This is a genomic window from Pseudarthrobacter raffinosi (assembly GCF_023913735.1).
Lineage (GTDB): Bacteria > Actinomycetota > Actinomycetes > Actinomycetales > Micrococcaceae > Arthrobacter > Arthrobacter raffinosi.
The window spans coordinates 1-15,926 of record NZ_JAMXBH010000014.1 but is presented as its reverse complement, the minus strand read 5'-3'; the positions used below and the strand labels follow the sequence as shown (position 1 = coordinate 15,926).

The following is a 15,926-nucleotide window of genomic DNA, read 5'->3' as shown; positions in this document are numbered from 1 at the left end:
GCGGGCGGCTGCGCCGACATGGCGCAGCCGTCTCTACGGCATCGAGATCAGGAGGATTCATCACGTGATAGGCCGTGGACGGCTCTACCCTCGAAGGTGTTGGCGCAGTCCGGGGATGGCAAAGTCGACCTTCCCGTAGCCGGCAGACTCGATCAGCCCGGCTGCGATGAGCCTGTTCCGGTACTTGGAGACCAGATTGGGTTTGGACTTGATGATGTTCCCGATCTGGGCAGCTGACGAAGGGCCATCCTGCTGGGCCATCGCATCGAGGAACTCGCGGTCCTTGTCAGAGATGTCCGAAAGTGCGGACTCGACAACAACCAGGGTGTTCCGTCGCAGCGCGGCCGCGATGGCGGCGCGGACGCCGCGCTGATCCAACGTCCAGCCCGACTTACCAGCCTCCATCCAGAGGTAATAGCCGACGAGCTGAATAAGGAACGGGTAGCCCTCTGTGGCCGCCGCCGCCTCGCTGATCAGCTCCGGGGAGACGCCGATGCCTCCTTCGCTGAAAAGTTCCTGGTAAGAGGCGGTGACTTCGGCGACGGCCGCTTCGTGCAGGTTGATCCTGTCGGCCCGCCGCAGGAAGGTGGCTACGCCTTCGTTAAGAAGATCAGACACGGCCGAGGGGAGGCCGGCGAAGATCAGGCCGATCGGCAGGCCGTCGCGAATGAAGTGTTGGACGTCGGCAGCCAACTGCGAGATTTCTGTCCGGTCGACGGCATGGATCTCGTCAATAGTGATGACTAAGCCCGTTCCCTTTGCGTCCAGCAGTCGCAGGAGTTCCTCGCCGGTCCGCCGCCAATCCGGAAAGCGTTCCTGCGGGAGTTGCGTGGTCAACCCGAACCCTGCGGCGGAGAAAGCCGTGATCTTCCGCGTCGGCGGACCGTCCCCGAACTCGTCTGCAAGTCGGAGCATGTCGTCGCCGATCTTTGCCAGGAATCCCGGATTGGCCGTTCGGGAGATCACGGCCCATCCGTGATCTCTGGCGATCGCCTCCGCGGCACCGAGCATTACGGTCTTGCCAATGCCCCGGGATCCCGTAATGATCGTGAGCAGCCCCGGAGCACCCGATCCCTGTTGCAAGCCGTATTCGAATTCGTCCAGCAGCCCGGCTCTGCCGATTAGGTCCGGAGGGGTGGCTCCGGCAGTGGGTTTGAAAGGATTCTGCACAGACGCCTCCGGGTGAAACTAGGTGAAAGTGGTGAAAGTGGTGAAACTTCGACCAGCCTAGCAGTCCGGGCTAATCGCCTGCTGGGCCGACATCAGGGGCTTGTGAGGATGACGAGCTGCCGGGTCGCCCGGGTCATCGCGACATAGCGGTCTACCGCTCCTTCGATGCCCGGACCGAAGCCCTCCGGGTCCACGAGGACCACCAGGTCGAACTCGAGCCCCTTCACCAGTTCCGGGGACAGCCACCTGGCGCGGGACGTCGCCAGGAACGGGCCGTGTCCCGCGTCAGTGGTGCTGATGACGCAGGCGGTCCCGTCGTCGTGCTCGGCGAGCCAGGTGTCGAGGATCGAGCCCAGCTGCAGTGTGGATCCGTGGACGACGGGAAGGCCGCTGCTCCGGATCGAGGTGGGCACGTTGGCGTCCGGGACGACGGCCCGGATGACCGGCTCGGCTTCTGCCATGACCTCTTCCGGCGTCCGGTAGTTGATGCTGAGGCTCGCCAGGTTCACGTTCGTCAATCCGACCCGTTCGAGCCGTTGCCGGGCCGCGTCCAGGAGCGGCAGGTCGGACGTGGTCCAGGCGTGCGGGTCCTGGCGCTGCAGCTTCTGCACCTCGTCGGGACTGAGCCAGGGGGCGCACAGGCGCAGGTAGGCGGGCACCCGCCAGAGGTCCCCCACAAGCGCGCTGTAGTTGAGCGGCGGCCATGCCCTGCTGAACGCTTCGACCAATTCCGCGTTCCGCGCCAGCGCCCTGCGCAGCACGCCTTCGGGGAGGTCGCCGCCGTCGTGCTTGTCCTCCATGATGGTGAGCAGCTCCTCCCAGACCTCGTCGCGCGCCTCATTGTGCGGAGTGCCGGGATGACCCGATTTCCCATCGATTGCTCCGTAGGGGCCCTTAAGGGCTCCCAAAAGGGCCTTTACGGAGCAACCGATGGTGATGTGACGCCGTCGCCGGCGGAAATCTTGCACGCCGCCCGAAATCGGGCTAACCTGTGAGACGTGTCACTGACGAAGTGGCACATGCTTTTGATCTGCGGCGGGAGAGTCCTGCCGGTACGTTCAGCAGGCGCCGTAGGAGCAAATCCTCTCCGGGAATCTCTCAGGCCCACGTACCGCCGCGGTTAGGCAACTCTGGAAAGTAGTCCGGCAACGGGCTCACCGACGGTGCAAGCGTCACCCTGTAAAAGCAGGTGGCGCGGAAACTCTCAGGTCCAATACAGAGCGGGGAGGAACCCGAATCAATGTGGCGTACCCAGCGCGCCACCTGAATTATGGAGTTCCTTCATGACCATCCAGTCGTCCCCTTCCACCTTTGCCGATCGTCATATTGGTGCGCGCCGCCAGGCCGATATTGACGCCATGCTCAAGGCCGTTGGCTATGACAGCGTTGACGGCCTCGTGGACGTTGCCGTCCCCGACTCCATCCGCCAGGCCAAGCCGCTGGCCCTTAAGGACGCCCTCAGTGAGGTTGAGGTCCTTGCGGAGCTGCGGAAGCTCGCGGCGAAGAACAAGACGGCTGTCCAGATGATCGGCCAGGGTTACTACGACACGGTCACGCCTGCGGTGATCCGGCGGAACATCCTGGAGGCCCCGGCCTGGTACACCGCGTACACGCCGTACCAGCCGGAGATTTCGCAGGGCCGCCTGGAGGCGCTGCTGAACTTCCAGACCATGGTCCAGGACCTCGTTGGCCTGCCCATCGCCAACGCGTCGCTGCTGGATGAAGCCACCGCCGTGACCGAGGCCGTGCTGATGATGCGCCGGGCGAACAAGAACAAAGAGGCCCGGGACGGCAAGACCGTCCTGGATGCCGACTGCCTGCCGCAGACCATCGCGATTGTGAAGGGCCGCGCCGAAGCCCTCGGGTTCGAGGTGGAGGTCGCCGACCTCTCCCAGGGCCTGCCCGACGGCGTCATCAATGGCATCGTCCTGCAGCAGCCGGGCGTCTCGGGCCGGGTCTTCAACCACACCGACGTGATCGAGGCTGCCAAGGAGCGCGGCGCGCTCGTCACGGTCGCTGCCGACCTGTTGGCGCTGACGCTGATCACGCCGCCGGGGGAGCAGGGCGCGGACATCGCCGTCGGCTCGACCCAGCGTTTTGGTGTGCCGTTGTTCTTCGGCGGACCGCACGCGGCCTACATGGCGGTGGCGAAGGGCCTGGAGCGGTCCATGCCGGGCCGCCTCGTCGGAGTCTCCAAGGACGACGCCGGGACCCTCGCGTACCGCCTGGCGCTGCAGACCCGGGAGCAGCACATCCGCCGTGAGAAGGCCACGTCCAACATCTGCACCGCGCAGGCACTGCTGGCCATCGTCTCCTCGTTCTACGCCGTGTACCACGGCCCCGACGGCCTCAAGGCAATCGCCGAGCAGGTCCACCACAACGCCCGCACCCTGGCGACCACGCTGAAGGTCGCCGGCCGCGAACTGGTCACCGAGACCTTTTTCGACACAGTCACGGTCCGCGTCCCGGGCAAGGCCGGCAAGGTCATCGCCGCCGCCGAAGCACGTGGCATCAACCTGCGCCACATCGACGAGGACACCATCGGCGTCTCCGCTGATGAAACTACGACGACGGATGTCCTCTCCGCGATCGCCGTCGCCTTCGGTGCCGGTCCGGTTGTGGACGCGAAGGGCTTTGAACTGCCCGAATCGGTGCTCCGCACTTCCGAGTACCTGCAGCACCCCGTGTTCAACACGCACCGTTCCGAGACCCAGCTGCTGCGCTACATCCGCCGGCTGAGTGACCGCGACCTCGCCCTGGACCGCACGATGATCCCGCTGGGTTCCTGCACGATGAAGCTGAACGCCACGGCAGAGATGGAAGCCATATCCTGGCCGGAGTTCGCCTCGATCCACCCGTTCGCCCCGGATTCCCAGACCGTGGGCTGGCGCGAACTCATCGGCGGGCTGGAAGCTGACCTCGCGGAAATCACCGGGTACGACCAGGTATCCCTGCAGCCGAACGCCGGGTCCCAGGGCGAGCTCGCGGGCCTGCTGGCCATCCGCGGCTACCACCTCTCTCGCGGCGATGCCCAGCGCACGGTCTGCCTGATTCCGGCCTCGGCGCACGGCACCAACGCCGCCTCGGCCGTCCTGGCGGGCATGAAGGTCGTTGTGGTTGCCACCGCCGCGGACGGCAGCATCGACCACGCTGACCTGAATGCCAAGATCGAGGCCAACAAGGACGTCCTCTCGGCGATCATGATCACCTACCCCTCCACCCACGGCGTCTACGACGCCGACGTCACCGAAATCTGCGACGCCGTGCACGCTGCCGGCGGCCAGGTCTACGTCGACGGCGCCAACCTCAACGCCCTTGTCGGCCTGGCACAGCCGGGCAAGTTCGGCGGCGACGTCTCGCACCTGAACCTGCACAAGACCTTCTGCATCCCGCACGGCGGCGGCGGCCCCGGCGTTGGCCCGGTCGCAGCCAAGGCGCACCTGGCACCGTTTATGCCCGGTGACGCCAACAAGGCAGCGCACGAAGCCGGCCACGGCGTGGCCATCAGCGCATCCAACTACGGCTCCGCCGGCGTCCTGCCCATCTCCTGGGCCTACGTGAAGCTGATGGGTGCCGAGGGCCTGACCGAGGCCACGAAGTCGGCGCTGCTGGCGGCGAACTATGTTGCGGCCCGCCTGAATGAGTACTTCCCGGTCCTCTACACCGGCGAGGGTGGGCTGGTGGCGCACGAGTGCATCCTGGACCTGCGCGACCTGACGGCCAGGACCGGCGTCACCGCGGAGGACGTGGCCAAGCGCCTGATCGATTATGGCTTCCACGCCCCCACCCTCGCGTTCCCGGTGGCGGGCACGCTGATGGTGGAGCCCACCGAGTCCGAGGACCTTGTGGAGATCGACCGGTTCATCGACGCGATGATCACCATCCGCAAGGAAATCGACCAGGTGGCCAACGGCGACTTCACTGTCGAGAACAGCCCGCTGCGCCACGCACCCCACACCGCGTCCGCCGTCGTATCTTCCGGCTGGGCCCGCGAGTACCCGCGTGAGCAGGCCGCCTTCCCGGTCCACCACCTCAAGCAGGACAAGTACTTCCCGCCCGTCGGCCGCATCGACGGCGCAGCCGGGGACCGCAACCTGATCTGCTCCTGCCCGCCCATCGAAGAATTCGCGAACTAGTCTCGTATGAAAGGCTTTCACAATGACTGAGAACTACACCGCTCTCTACGAAGAGCACAAGAAACTCGGCGCTTCCTTCACCGATTTCGGTGGCTGGCAGATGCCCCTGAAGTACAGCTCCGAGCTGGCCGAGCACCACGCTGTGCGCAAGGCTGCCGGCCTGTTCGACCTCTCCCACATGGGCGAAGTCTGGGTCTCCGGCCTGGAAGCCGGCGCGTTCCTGGACTACGCACTGGTGGGCAAACTCTCCGCCATCGCGGACGGGAAGGCCAAGTACTCGCTCATCTGCAACGCCGACGGCGGCATCATCGATGACCTCATCGTCTACCGTTTCGGCGACGAGAAATACCTCGTGGTCCCCAACGCGGGCAACGCCCCCACCGTCGCCGTCGCCCTGGCCGAACGCGCCACGGCGTTCAACGTGAAGGTGGAGGACGCCTCCGCCATCACGTCGCTGATCGCGGTCCAGGGTCCCAAGGCAGAGGCCATCCTGCTCAAGCTGACCGCTGAGGCCCAGCACCCGCTCGTCACAGACCTGAAGTACTACGCGTTCAACGAACTCACCGTGGCCGGCCACAACGTCATCCTGGCCCGCACCGGTTACACCGGCGAGGACGGCTTCGAGCTCTTTGTAGCGAACGACGGCGCCGCCTCCCTGTGGGCATCCGTCGCCGAAGCGGGGGCCGAGTTCGGCATCGTCCCGTGCGGCCTCGCCTCCCGCGATTCGCTCCGCCTCGAAGCGGGCATGCCGCTGTACGGCAACGAGCTTTCCCTCGAAGGGTCACCGTTCGACGCCGGCCTGGGTGGCGTTGTGGCGCTCAAGAGCAAGGAAGGCGACTTCGTGGGCCGCGCCGCCCTGGAAGCCGCCAAGGAAGCCGGGTCAAAGCGTAAGCTGGTGGGCTTGAAAGGTCTCGGCCGTCGCGCCGGCCGCGGGCACTACCCGGTGCTCAAGGGCGGCGCAGTGGTTGGCGAAGTCACCTCCGGCCAGCCCAGCCCCACCCTCGGCTACCCGGTCGCGATGGCTTATGTCGACGTCGAGCACGCCGAGGTTGGCACCGCCCTGGACATCGACCTGCGCGGCAAGGCAGAGCCTTTCGAGGTTGTCGCCCTGCCGTTCTACAAGCGCCAAAAGTAAGCCAAGTCCGGAACCGGCAGGCCGGAGTTTTCACGCGTGCTGCTCCTTCGTCGCTCTGACGCACGCTTTCGAAAACCCCGTCCCGCCGGCCCCTCGGGGGGTCCGCGGTATCCGGCAGCATGCGTCAAAGCGAGGAACGAGCAGCATGCAGAGGATATCGGGGAACGCCCGGCCCAACTCGACCACCCACAGATTTCGAACGTAAGGAACACACATGGCTAAGGTTGCCGCTGAACTGAAGTACTCCGCTGAGCACGAGTGGATCGCCTTTGATGGCTCTGGTCCGTCCGTTGTTGGCGTGTCCGCTGTTGCCGCTGAGGCGCTGGGCGACATCGTCTACGTGGACCTGCCCGAGGTTGGCTCCACAGTGACCGCGGGGGAGACCTGCGGCGAGATCGAGTCCACCAAGTCCGTCTCTGACCTGTACTCCCCGGTGACGGGCGAGGTCACGGAAATCAACGAAGACGCCATCGGCGATCCTGCACTGATCAACTCCGATCCGTACGGTGCCGGCTGGCTGTTCAAGGTGACCGTCGAGTCCGAGGGCCCGCTGCTGTCCGCCCAGGAATACGCCGAAGTAAACGGTGGCGAACTGTGAGCCCCGCTGCAGCAGGCACCGCAGTTTTTGAGCAGGTAGTTTCCGCGAGCCTGGACACCGACCTGTCGGTGCTGGACCCCGAGATCGCCGTCAAGATCGACGACGAACTGCGCCGCCAGCGCAATGGCCTGGAAATGATCGCCTCCGAGAACCACACGGCCGTTGCCGTGATGCAGGCGCAGGGCTCGGTCCTGACCAACAAGTACGCCGAGGGCTACCCGGGCAAGCGCTACTACGGTGGCTGCGAGCACGTGGACGTCATCGAGCAGCTGGCCATCGACCGCGTCAAGGCCCTGTTCGGTGCCGAGTTCGCCAACGTGCAGCCGCACTCCGGCGCCCAGGCCAACGCCTCGGTCATGCACGCGCTGATCAAGCCGGGCGATACCATCATGGGCCTGAACCTGGCCCACGGCGGCCACCTGACCCACGGCATGAAGATCAACTTCTCCGGCAAGCTATACAACGTGGTCCCGTACCAGGTCCGCGAAGACACCCACACCATTGACATGGCCGAGGTGGAGCGCCTGGCGCTGGAGCACAAGCCGCAGCTGATTGTCGCCGGCTGGTCGGCCTACGCCCGCCAGCTGGACTTCGCCGAGTTCCGCCGGATCGCCGATCTGGTGGGTGCCTTCCTGATGGTGGACATGGCGCACTTCGCCGGTCTGGTGGCAGCTGGCCTGCACCCGAGCCCCGTGCCGCACGCCCACGTCACCACGTCCACCACGCACAAGACCCTCGCCGGTCCGCGCGGCGGCATCATCCTCTCCAACGACGCCGCGATCGCCAAGAAGATCAACTCGGCTGTCTTCCCCGGACAGCAGGGCGGCCCGCTGGAGCACGTCATCGCCGGCAAGGCCGTGGCCTTCAAGATCGCAGCAACGCCGGAGTTCAAGGAACGCCAGGAGCGCGTCCTCGCCGGCGCCAGCATCCTGGCCGACCGCCTGGTCCAGCCGGACGTCACCGCCAAGGGCATCAACGTGATCTCCGGCGGCACCGACGTCCACCTGGTCCTGGTTGACCTGCGCAACTGCGAGTTGGATGGCCAGCAGGCCGAGGACCGCCTCGCCGCGATTGACATCACCGTCAACCGCAACGCCGTACCGTTCGACCCGCGCCCTCCGATGGTCACCTCCGGCCTCCGGATCGGCACCCCCGCGCTGGCCACCCGTGGTTTCGGCGAGGCAGCTTTCCGTGAAGTTGCGGACATCATCGCCGAGGCATTGATTGCCGACGCCGACGCGGACCTTTCCGGCCTGCGTCACCGGGTAGAGGCACTCGCCGCCGCCCACCCGCTGTACCCGTCTGTCGCAAACCTCAGCTGAGGTGCCGGGGCCGGCGGACCGGAGTTTTCACGCGTGCTGCTCCTTCGTCGCTCTGACGCACGCTTTCGAAAACCCCCGCCCGCCGGCCCCTACAGGGAGTTCGGTCTTCCTGCGGCTTACGCAGGATGCCCGGCTCGTCATTAGTAATTTTTAGTTAGGAAGTCATCATGGCCGTTGGAGTCTTTGATTTGTTCTCCGTCGGGATCGGGCCGTCGAGCTCTCACACGGTGGGGCCGATGCGCGCTGCCGCCGTGTTTGCCGAGGAGCTCAAGGGCTCAGGCAGCCTGGACAAGGTGGCCGGGCTGCGGGTGGACCTGTACGGGTCGCTGGCGGCAACCGGCCATGGCCACGGCACCATGACGGCCATCCTGCTGGGCCTGGAGGGCTTCCACCCGGAAAAGATCCTGCCGGCCGAGGTGGAGGAGCGGCTCGCCGCCATCGCCGAAACCGGCACGCTCCAGCTCGCCGGTTCCGTGCCCCTGCCGTACGGGGTCAAGGACATGGTCCTGCGACCGCTCACTGTCTTGCCGCGGCACACCAACGGCATGACCTTCACGGTCACTGACGAGGCAGGCGAAGTCCTCCACAAGGCCACGTTCTTCTCCGTCGGCGGCGGCTTCATTGTCCGCGAAGGCGAAGAGGACGCGGCGCTGAAGGAACTGGACGAGTCCAAGAAGGAACTGCCGCTGCCGTTCCGCACCGCCGCGGAGTTGCTGGGCCGGTGCCAGTCCAAGGGCCTGTCCATCGGCGACATCATGTTCGTCAACGAACGTGCGTCCCGGTCCGAGGCGGAAATCCGCGAAGGCCTGCTGCACATCTACTCCGTGATGGAGGAGTGTGTGGCAACCAGCCTCAAGCGTGAGGGGCTGCTGCCCGGGGGACTGAAGGTCCGCCGTCGTGCTCCGGACTGGCATGAGCGGCTCGAAAAGGAGGACAAGGACCGGGACGCGAAGTACTGGCAGGAATGGGTGAACCTCATCGCCCTGGCAGTGAACGAGGAGAACGCGTCCGGCGGCCGGGTTGTCACGGCGCCCACCAACGGTGCTGCGGGGATCATCCCGGCAGTCCTGTACTACGCGCTGCATTTCGCGCCCGGCATGGACAAGGCCACGCAGCAAGACCGCGACGACGTTGTGGTCAAGTTCCTGCTCACGGCCGGTGCCATCGGCGTGCTGTACAAGGAGCAGGCGTCCATTTCGGGTGCCGAGGTGGGCTGCCAGGGCGAGGTGGGATCGGCGTCGTCCATGGCGGCTGGTGCACTCGCTGAGGTGATGGGCGGGACGCCCCAGCAGGTGGAGAACGCGGCGGAGATCGCGATGGAACACAACCTGGGCCTGACGTGCGATCCGATCGGCGGGCTGGTCCAGGTGCCGTGCATCGAACGGAACGCGATTGCGGCGGCGAAGGCCATCAACGCAGCAAAGATGGCCCTGTGGGGGGACGGTACGCACCGGGTGTCCCTGGACGAGGTGATCGTGACCATGCGCGAGACCGGCAGGGACATGAGCTCCAAGTACAAGGAAACAGCCATGGGCGGCCTCGCCGTCAACGTAGTGGAATGCTAAGGGAAGAGAACTGATGACACTGGCACCAGAAGGCCGGAAGCTGCTGCGCGTTGAGCAGCGCAACTCTGCAGTACCTGTGGAGCGGAAGCCGGAGTGGATCAAGGCGAAGGTCCAGATGGGTCCGGAGTATGTCCAGCTCAAGAACCTGGTCAAGAAGGAAGGCCTGCACACGGTGTGTGAGGAGGCCGGCTGCCCGAACATTTTCGAGTGCTGGGAAGACAAGGAAGCCACGTTCCTGATCGGCGGGTCCGAATGCACCCGGCGCTGTGATTTCTGCCAGATCGACACGGGCAAGCCGTCCCCGGTGGACGTGTTCGAGCCCACGAAGGTGGCCCGCTCGGTCCTGGCCATGCAGCTGCGCTACGCCACGGTCACCGGGGTGGCCCGGGATGACCTGGCCGATGAGGGGGTGTGGCTGTATGCCGAGACGGTCCGGAAGATCCACGAGCTGAACCCGGGCACCGGCGTCGAACTGCTGATCCCGGACTTCTCCGGCAAGCCCGAGCACATCGCGGCGATCTGCGATTCGAAGCCGGAGGTCTTCGCGCACAACGTCGAGACCGTGCCCCGGATCTTCAAGCGGATCCGGCCCGCGTTCCGGTACGACCGGTCCCTGGATGTCATCACCCAGGGCCGCAAGCTCGGGATGGTGACCAAGTCCAACCTGATCCTGGGCATGGGCGAGACCCGCGAGGAAATCTCCGAAGCCCTCAAAGACCTGCACGAGGCCGGCTGTGACCTGATCACCATCACCCAGTACCTGCGCCCCTCCGAACGGCACCTGCCGGTGGACCGCTGGGTCAAGCCGCAGGAGTTCGTGGACCTCCAGGACGAGGCGAACGAGATCGGGTTCCTCGGGGTCATGTCCGGGCCGCTGGTCCGTTCCTCCTACCGGGCCGGCCGGCTCTGGGCCACCGCGATGCGCAAGAAGGGCTGGGAAATCCCCGCCGAACTCGCGCACATCGAGTCCTCCGGCAGCACCCGCCAGGAAGCCAGCTCACTGCTGGCCGCCCACGCCAGCTGACCGTTCCGGTATTCAGAGCCGAGATCCAGAAAGGACCGAAGATGCTCCCTACAAGAATCGAAATCATCCCCTCAACCGGGATTGTTGACCAGGTCCAGGCGCTGGTTCCGCTGACCACCACGCTGACCATGACGTGCCTGCCGCACCACGGCATCGAGCGGACCATGCGCACGTCGGTGGAGCTGAGCACGCTCGGCTACACCGTCATCCCGCACCTGGCCGCACGCAGCATCCACGACCGGGCCGAGCTGACCCGGATCATGCGGGAGTGCGACGGTGCCGGCATCCGCGAGGTGTTTGTGATCGGCGGCGACCGGAAGCAGCCCGCCGGGCCGTACGAGTCAGCGCTCCCGCTGCTCGAGGACATCGCCCACTACACCGGCGGCCGGATGCGCGCCGGCGTGGCAGGCTACCCGGAAGGCCACCCGACCGTGGCGGCCCTGGACCTGCTGGACGCCCTGCAGGACAAGCAGGACCTGGCCACCCACGTGGTCACCCAGATGTGCTTCGACGCCCCCAAAATCCTCGACTTCGCGGCGCTCCTGCGCCGCGAAGGCGTGGACCTGCCCGTCTGGGCAGGCGTGGCGGGGTCCGTCCCGCGGACCAAGCTGGTGGCACTCGCCACGCAGATCGGCGTCGGAAGTTCCCTGAAGTTCCTTAGCCGCAAAGGCCCACTGGCGCGCAAGCTGCTCAGCGGTGACCGTTACTCACCCCACCCCCTGGTGGCCGGGCTCGAAAGCCAGCCCGGCATCGCAGGGATCCACCTTTACAGCTTCAACAACCTCGATGCGGTCCCCAACGAAGCGGCCGCGTCTTCCACAACGGCACTCCAGCCAGCATTGATTCGAGGAGCAGCACGTGAGTACTAAAACCGTCACCACCCCGGAAACGCCCCATCTTGAACGCCAGCTCAGCAACAGGCACATCCAGCTGATCGCCATTGGCGGCGCCATCGGCACGGGCCTTTTTATGGGCTCAGGCAAGACCATCTCGGCCGCCGGCCCGTCCGTAATTTTCGTCTACATGATCATCGGCTTCATGCTGTTCTTCGTGATGCGGGCCATGGGCGAACTGCTGCTGTCCAACCTGAACTACAAGTCCTTCAGCGACTTCGCCGCTGACCTGCTGGGCCCGTGGGCCGGCTTCTTCACCGGCTGGACCTACTGGTTCTGCTGGGTGATCACGGGCATCGCGGACGTCATCGCCATTGCTGCCTACTCGGAGGAACTCTGGCCGGGGGTGCCATTGTGGATTCCGGGCATCGCCACCGTGATCATCCTTCTGGTCCTGAACCTCGCAACGGTGCGGGCATTCGGTGAGACCGAGTTCTGGTTCGCGCTGATCAAGATCATCGCCATTGCGGCGCTGATCATTGTTGGCCTGTTTATGATCTTCAGCGGTTTCCAGTCCGACGCCGGCCCGGCCACCTTCACCAACCTGTGGAGCCACGGCGGGTTGTTCCCGAACGAATTCATGGGCTTTGTGGCCGGCTTCCAGATCGCCGTCTTCGCCTTTGTGGGTATTGAACTCGTAGGCACCACCGCCGCCGAGGCCAAGGACCCGGAGAAGAACCTGCCCAAGGCCATCAACTCCATCCCCATCCGCGTGCTGCTCTTCTATGTAGGCGCCCTCATCATCCTGATGTCCGTCACGCCGTGGACCCAGTTCCAGGCCGGCCACAGCCCATTCATCGCCATGTTCTCCCTGGCCGGCCTCGGTGCCGCGGCCACCATCGTGAACCTGGTGGTGCTCAGCTCGGCCATGTCCTCTGCCAACTCCGGCATCTACTCCACCTCCCGCATGGTGTACGGCCTGGCCCAGGAGGGCGACGCCCCCACCGTCTTCAGCCGCCTGTCCGCCCGCAAGGTCCCGCAGAACGCCCTGTTCCTCTCCTGCATCCTGCTGCTCTCCGGCATCGTCCTGATGTACGCCGGCAAGGACATCGGCAAGGCCTTCGACATGGTCACCACCGTGGCCGCCGTCTGCTTCGTCTTTGTCTGGTCCATCATCCTGGCCAGCTACCTGAAGTTCCGTTCACGCCGTCCGCACCTGCACGCGGCGTCCAAGTTCAAGATGCCGGGCGGCATCCCCATGGTCTGGGTGGTCTTCGCGTTCTTCGCCTTCGTCCTGTGGGCACTGACCACGCAGCCGGATACCCTTCTGGCGCTGCTGATTACGCCCATCTGGTTCGTCATCCTGGGCGTCGCCTGGGTCATCCTGCGGAAGCGTCCGGCTCACCTGGCCCGCTACGCGGAGTTCCAGAAGGACCTCGCCGGCGAGAAGGAAGTGGCCGAGGAGAAGGCCCTGGCCGACGCGGAGCTGGCCGACGCGAAGGCATCGCGGGAGAGCTAAGTGGCAACCGAACATGTTCTGGCCGTCAACTGCGCCGAGTCGCCGGGGATCGTCCACGCGATCACCGGGTACCTGCTGGATCACGACTGCGACATCATCGACACCAAGCACTTCGGTGACCGCCAGGCCCAGCAGTTCTTCATGCGGGTGCATTTCGAATCCGGCAAGCAGCCGCTGACCACGGAGGACCTGCGCCGGGACTTCGGGCCGCTGGCTGCTGAGTGGGCCATGAACTGGCAGCTGGAGCCGCACGGCCGCAAGCGCCGTGTGCTGGTGATGGTGTCCAAGTTCGGGCACTGCCTCAACGACCTGCTGTTCCGGGCCCGCACGGGTGATCTTCCGGTGGAAATCGTGGCCGTGGTCTCCAACCACACGGACCACCAGGAACTGGTCAAGTGGCACGGCATCCCGTTCTTCCACCTCCCGGTCACCCAGGAGACCAAGCCGGCGCAGGAAGCCCGCCTGCTGGAGCTCGTGGATGAATACGATGTGGAGCTGGTGGTCCTGGCCCGCTACATGCAGGTCCTCAGCGACGAGCTGTCGGCGCAGCTGACGGGCCGGACCATCAACATCCACCACTCGTTCCTGCCCAGCTTCAAGGGCGCCAAGCCGTACCACCAGGCGTACGACCGCGGCGTGAAAACCGTGGGCGCCACGGCGCATTACGTCAACGCCGAGCTGGATGAGGGGCCGATCATCGCCCAGCAGGTCATCGACGTGGACCACACGTACACGGCCGATGACCTGGTGCGCGTGGGCCGCGACGCTGAGTGCAAGGCGCTGAGCAACGCGGTCCGGTGGCACTGTGAAGGCCGGGTAATGCTCGACGGCGGGCGCACAGTGGTTCTGCGCTGACCGTTCCTGCGCGTCCCCGCCCAACTGAGTAGCGCTAAGTGTCGTTATGAGCCCTCATAACGACACTTAGCGCTACTTACATTCGGGGGAGTGGGGCGGGGTGCGCAACAGTCGTGGCGCCCTTAACGCTCGACGGCGGGCGCTGCGTCAGGCGCGCTGCTGGAAGTGTGTGGGCGGAACCCCGCCCGGGAGCGGGCGCAGCATCGCTTCGGCGGCGTCGCGGATGGTCAGGTTCCGATGGTTCGATGCGAGCGTGAGCATCTGCAACGCCGACTCGTAGGAGCACCCGTTCTGGCCCATGATCACACCGCAGGCGACGTTGACAGCGGTGCGGCTGGCCATGGCTGCGCGGAGATCCGCGGATTGGGCCAGGCCAGCCCGGACCTGCAGTGCCAGGACCAGGCTCTTGGCCGCCACGTCGGAGAACTCCAGCGCCTGGCTGGCGACAACCGGGGTGAACACGTTCGTTTCCGCTGAATACAACGTAAGTGCGGCCCGGTAGCCGCGTTCCAGCGGCAATGGCACGGCGACGGCGGAGCGGAAGCCGGCTGACCTGAGACTTGCCGGGTACTCGTCCCAGCGCTTGTCCAGGCAGTGATCATTGAGAATGATGGTCAGGCGGCCGCCCAGTGCCCGCGAGGTGGGACCCCGTCCGGCGAGCTGGTCCCACCGGGAAAGGCCGCCGGCGGCGTCGGTGGTTGCCGCTGTGAAGGGCGTCCCGTCCGGCCGCACGAGCGTCACCGTGCTCTCCACGGGGTAGCCGGCAATCTCGCTCACGGCGGACGCCGCAATCCGGGCCAGTGCGCACGCCGATGCCGCTTCCGAGTGTCCACGGATATCCAGCAGGACCCCCGAGACGCGCCAGTCCACCAGTTGATCGATCATCATGCCCCAGCCCCCATGTGTCGGTACGCCCTCATCGTAAAAGGCCCTGCCGGGGTGGCACACGAGTAGTGAGTACTCGCTTTTTTCCAGGGCGGGCAGGTAGCCACCAGGCCCGGGTTTCGTTGGTGTCCCTACATGTCGAAGTAGGTGCTGGCTTCCTCGCCCGAGACCTTCCGGACGATCTCGTCGGCCACGTCCCGGAGCTTCTGGTTCCGGTGGCTGGAGACCTTCATCAGGATGGACATCGCCTCGGTCTGGCTGCAGCGGTTCTGGGCCATGATGATCCCGCAGGCAATGTTGATGGCCGTGCGGCTCATCATCGCCGCGCTCAGGTCATCCGCGGCGCTCTCGGCGGTTCCCACCCTGACGGCAAGGCGGACGGCACTGCCGGCGACGTCGGCGAAACTGGCCGCCTCGCTGATGGTCGCCTCGGTGAACACGCCGGTGGCCGGCGCGAAGAAGTTCAGGACTGCGGCCGCGTTTTCGCCGAGTTCAAGCGGGACGCCCAGGACGCTGTGGATGCCCTCCTCGATCAGTCGTTCCTGGTAGGTCGGCCAGCGCGGGTCGGTGCGGACATCGGCCAGCAGTACAGGGGTCGCTGCCTTCAACGCTGCGATGCACGGCCCGTCGCCCACGGCCTGTTCGATGCGGTCCAGGTGGACTGCGCGCTCGGTGCTGCCGCCTACGGTGGTGGTTTTCCTGGCGTGCTTAAGGGTGACCCCGCACTCCACCGTGGCGCCGGCCGAGCGGCTCAGAGCGGCCGCGGCGATGATGGAGAGCCCGCCTAGGACGCTGCTGAACAATTTGGGTGGTTTAAGGCGCGCCTGCTGGACTTGCCGGGCTGGTCGTTAAGACTGGTTGGATGCAAGGTATTGAGGACGCCC

13 protein-coding genes and 1 riboswitch are annotated in these 15,926 nt (G+C 65.7%); of the genes, 9 read left to right on the top strand and 4 right to left on the bottom strand.

From position 1 onward, the window contains the following. Positions 1-84 precede the first annotated feature (84 nt). Together NG698_RS13940 and NG698_RS13935 are read right to left on the bottom strand one after the other, a co-directional pair. Positions 85-1,170, bottom strand: coding sequence for a DUF8462 domain-containing protein (locus NG698_RS13940; protein ID WP_252599942.1), 1,086 nt, complete (start codon positions 1,168-1,170; stop codon positions 85-87). 92 nt (positions 1,171-1,262) lie between these two features. After that, a complete protein-coding gene (locus NG698_RS13935; protein WP_374210095.1) occupies positions 1,263-2,078 on the bottom strand; it encodes a helicase domain-containing protein in 816 nt (271 codons plus the stop codon). A gap of 118 nt (positions 2,079-2,196) precedes the next feature. Continuing rightward, positions 2,197-2,294: riboswitch (glycine riboswitch) on the top strand. Positions 2,295-2,453: 159 nt separating this feature from the next. Between NG698_RS13935 and gcvP the strand changes: the two genes are divergently transcribed. From gcvP to purU, 9 genes are all read left to right on the top strand, one after another. Next, entirely contained in the window at positions 2,454-5,306 is a 2,853-nt protein-coding gene (gcvP, locus tag NG698_RS13930) for an aminomethyl-transferring glycine dehydrogenase (RefSeq protein ID WP_252610549.1), read from the top strand. Between the two features lie 22 nt (positions 5,307-5,328). Further along, a complete protein-coding gene (gcvT, locus tag NG698_RS13925; RefSeq protein WP_252610548.1) occupies positions 5,329-6,441 on the top strand; it encodes a glycine cleavage system aminomethyltransferase GcvT in 1,113 nt (370 codons plus the stop codon). Between the two features lie 214 nt (positions 6,442-6,655). Beyond that, on the top strand, positions 6,656-7,039 hold the full coding sequence (gene gcvH / locus NG698_RS13920) for a glycine cleavage system protein GcvH (RefSeq protein ID WP_252598640.1): 384 nt from the start codon (positions 6,656-6,658) through the stop codon (positions 7,037-7,039). Continuing rightward, positions 7,036-8,361 carry a serine hydroxymethyltransferase gene (gene glyA / locus NG698_RS13915; RefSeq protein WP_308216152.1) on the top strand — a complete coding sequence of 442 codons (1,326 nt, stop codon included), beginning with the start codon at positions 7,036-7,038 and terminating at the stop codon, positions 8,359-8,361. The genes gcvH and glyA overlap by 4 nt, the downstream gene beginning before the upstream one ends. A gap of 167 nt (positions 8,362-8,528) precedes the next feature. After that, on the top strand, positions 8,529-9,926 hold the full coding sequence (locus tag NG698_RS13910; RefSeq protein ID WP_252610546.1) for an L-serine ammonia-lyase: 1,398 nt from the start codon (positions 8,529-8,531) through the stop codon (positions 9,924-9,926). A 13-nt stretch (positions 9,927-9,939) separates the two neighbouring features. After that, on the top strand, positions 9,940-10,950 hold the full coding sequence (gene lipA, locus NG698_RS13905; protein ID WP_252610544.1) for a lipoyl synthase: 1,011 nt from the start codon (positions 9,940-9,942) through the stop codon (positions 10,948-10,950). 41 nt (positions 10,951-10,991) lie between these two features. Further along, positions 10,992-11,819 carry a methylenetetrahydrofolate reductase gene (locus NG698_RS13900; protein WP_252610542.1) on the top strand — a complete coding sequence of 276 codons (828 nt, stop codon included), beginning with the start codon at positions 10,992-10,994 and terminating at the stop codon, positions 11,817-11,819. After that, complete coding sequence (gene cycA / locus NG698_RS13895; protein WP_252598637.1) at positions 11,809-13,302, top strand: D-serine/D-alanine/glycine transporter; 1,494 nt, start codon at positions 11,809-11,811, stop codon at positions 13,300-13,302. Before NG698_RS13900 ends, cycA begins: the two co-directional genes overlap by 11 nt. After that, the gene (gene purU / locus NG698_RS13890) at positions 13,303-14,157 is read left to right on the top strand and encodes a formyltetrahydrofolate deformylase (protein WP_252610540.1); all 855 of its coding nucleotides are present in this window, start codon (positions 13,303-13,305) and stop codon (positions 14,155-14,157) included. It abuts the gene before it with no gap. A gap of 147 nt (positions 14,158-14,304) precedes the next feature. On the opposite strand, the gene NG698_RS13885 is transcribed toward purU, so the two are convergent. Both NG698_RS13885 and NG698_RS13880 read right to left on the bottom strand, forming a co-directional pair. Next, positions 14,305-15,045, bottom strand: coding sequence for a GAF and ANTAR domain-containing protein (locus NG698_RS13885; protein ID WP_252598635.1), 741 nt, complete (start codon positions 15,043-15,045; stop codon positions 14,305-14,307). Positions 15,046-15,173: 128 nt separating this feature from the next. Next, positions 15,174-15,845 (bottom strand): GAF and ANTAR domain-containing protein, encoded by a 672-nt coding sequence (locus tag NG698_RS13880; protein ID WP_252610533.1) that lies wholly within the window; start codon positions 15,843-15,845, stop codon positions 15,174-15,176. Positions 15,846-15,926 lie beyond the last annotated feature (81 nt).